Source organism: Corynebacterium tapiri (assembly GCF_006334925.1).
GTDB classification, from domain to species: domain Bacteria; phylum Actinomycetota; class Actinomycetes; order Mycobacteriales; family Mycobacteriaceae; genus Corynebacterium; species Corynebacterium tapiri.
In genome coordinates this window covers 1-2,291 of record NZ_VDHJ01000026.1, presented here as the reverse complement: position 1 = coordinate 2,291, position 2,291 = coordinate 1, and the positions used below count along the sequence as shown (strand labels likewise).

The 2,291-nt window shown below is 57.1% G+C and carries 2 protein-coding genes and 1 pseudogene; 1 reads left to right on the top strand and 2 read right to left on the bottom strand.

Annotated features, from left to right (window positions below; all coding sequences use genetic code 11):
* Positions 1-467 (bottom strand): annotated as a pseudogene (locus FHE74_RS10745) (hypothetical protein); the annotation flags it as partial.
* A 731-nt stretch (positions 468-1,198) separates the two neighbouring features.
* Here FHE74_RS10745 and FHE74_RS10480 point away from each other — a divergent pair.
* Positions 1,199-1,471 (top strand): hypothetical protein, encoded by a 273-nt coding sequence (locus FHE74_RS10480; protein WP_139466459.1) that lies wholly within the window; start codon positions 1,199-1,201, stop codon positions 1,469-1,471.
* Between the two features lie 464 nt (positions 1,472-1,935).
* Here the strand turns inward: FHE74_RS10480 and relB are convergent, their stop codons facing one another.
* Positions 1,936-2,127 carry a type II toxin-antitoxin system RelB family antitoxin gene (gene relB / locus FHE74_RS10710; protein WP_246049293.1) on the bottom strand — a complete coding sequence of 64 codons (192 nt, stop codon included), beginning with the start codon at positions 2,125-2,127 and terminating at the stop codon, positions 1,936-1,938.
* Between the last annotated feature and the right edge of the window lie 164 nt (positions 2,128-2,291).

Here is a 2,291-nt window from a genome sequence, read left to right as displayed (position 1 = left end):
CGGACGAACCCATAACCATCGTGAAGTCTCATCGAGGTCCTATCGACTGTTTCGTAGAAAAACCCTAAATGCTCTTCTTGCAGCTCAATTTGCACGTCTAAGGGTATGTACCCTTCGCCAACGCAGGTCACGTGTATTCCATAGCCAACAATATTGTCAGCCTCTACGCGTGGGTTTGAGAAATTTCCTGTGCAGGCGCCTGCTCCAAACGTACCTGCGTATGGGGTGATCGAATTTCCATCGGACTCAAAACGGAACGTGAACGATTGCTCCGAGGAAGCGTCCTGATTTAAAGAACTTGCTTCCTGAGCGAGCGCCTGAGGCGAGTTGTACGTAGAAAATAGAGCGGCGGACGTGACTATTGCTGCAAGAATATTTTTCCTCACAGCGGGAAAGTAACACGGGACCAGAGATATTGCCTGCGCAATATTGTTGCGCCCTCTGCAGGTGGTCGCAGTCAAACTCACGGTTACGTGCTCAGCAAGAACGTCTCGGTGGGGCTGCTTCCATCGTTTCCGTAACGCTGGTGCGCAGCATGCTTCTGAACAGCGGAAATCCGTTCTCACTAAAAGTGCATACTGTGTGTTGTCTATCTCCGGTCGTTCTCGAGCACCAGCGCGTGCGAGTACCGGTGTGAAACGTGCGCAATCAGAGGTCGAGCAGCGCGCGTCGCGCGAACACTAGGCGGGGTCAAAAGTGCGCGACTCCCGGTGCAAAAGTCGCGAGTTTTCTTGGCAGGTCTGATTCGCCCCGTGCGCGTCCTCGCTGACGCGCTGTGCGCCCCTCTAAGCGATTTTTCGTTCCTCGGTGGCACACCCGGAGTGCCTCCCGAGTTCGTTCGGCGCTGTAGCGCGCCCTTGCGCCCCGCGTGCGCGAAGCGAGTACCCGCAGTCCACGTTCCACGTCGCCCCGCGCGCTCCCCGGAAGACGAGTAGTGCGCCTCGCGCGAACGCTAAGTGGGTCAAAAGTGCGTGACTTAGCTCCTCGCTCTCGCGCGTCGTGTGGCGAGATCTGCCAGCCAGAGTGGGCAAGTTCGAGGTGCAGTCCCGTTCGCCCGGCGTTAGCTCCTCGCTGAGTTCTGGACGACACACAGTATGCACTTTTAGTGAGAATGGATTTGCGCTGGTCAGCGGCGTGAAAAATGCGCGGAAAATAATATCAAACGTGCGATATTATGAGTGTATGACACTGTCGAATCGTGCGCTCGCTGATGCTGAAACGTGCCAGTGGTGTACGCGTCCTCTCCCGCCACGTAACGGTCCGCAGGGTCGGGTTAAGCGGTTCTGTAGTGCTGCGTGTCGTGCAGCAGCCAGCCGTGATCGGCGTGCGCGTGCTCATGATCAAGAGCTGGAACAAGCGCGCGCCCAGGCAAAGGTCACGACTCATGTTGATGACGAGACGGCGCGTGCTGCAGCTGAACTTCTGCGCGCCATCGCACGCCGCCTTCGTGCGGGAGGTCGCCCGCTCGTGACTCCTGCTGTGGGGGATCTGATCGAAGCAGGCCAGGAATTAAACCGTGTGATGGCGGAGGTGGAGCGTGCTGAACGTGCACCCCGTCCGATGAATCGTGCCCAACGACGCGCACGTAAGCGGCGCTAGGAATCGTTCCGTGATGAAACGAACCAGCCAGTAGGGTGGGCGAGGTTTCCTCGATGGGAAACAATCGCATGGTTACGCAGAACCACGTACGGGGATGAGAAAGGTGAGTCTGGTTCTCGGTTGTCGATGCCAGCAACGATGCGATGGTTACCTACCCCCAGCGCCATAAGTCCTGACGTGTTGCCGACAAGAGTTGTGCCCGTGTGATCGCGGGTCACTGAGATACGAGACGTCGCATAAGAATCCCGTGATGTATCGCTGGTTGGGGTGATCGAGTCTGTGCAACGCCTGTGCGGGCTCAGGGTGTGAAGTTCACGTTCCAGGCCGCATTCTGCCTCACGTTCGTCTCACGTTCGTTGTGTCAATCTCACCCCGGCGAGCTGCCTTAGCGTCTTTTTCACGGGCGTAGATGTACTCCAACTCATCCAAGTGTGCATCGAGAGCACGCCGGAGATAGAACGCTGCAGTGCGCCCGGTCTTTCGTGCCAATGCGTCGAGGCGCTGTTTCTGCTTGGTGTCTACACGCACACTGATCACTGACCCACTCACGTAAACAAGCCTACGTTCACGTCAAACAAGCGCCGTTGAGTGACTGTCGACGGAGACTGGAGAAGCAGGGGATAGTGTTTATGAACTTCCCCAGCTGGAAAGGCCTGCATCGTGTGATGGTTTGATCGGTGACGGTGCGTCTT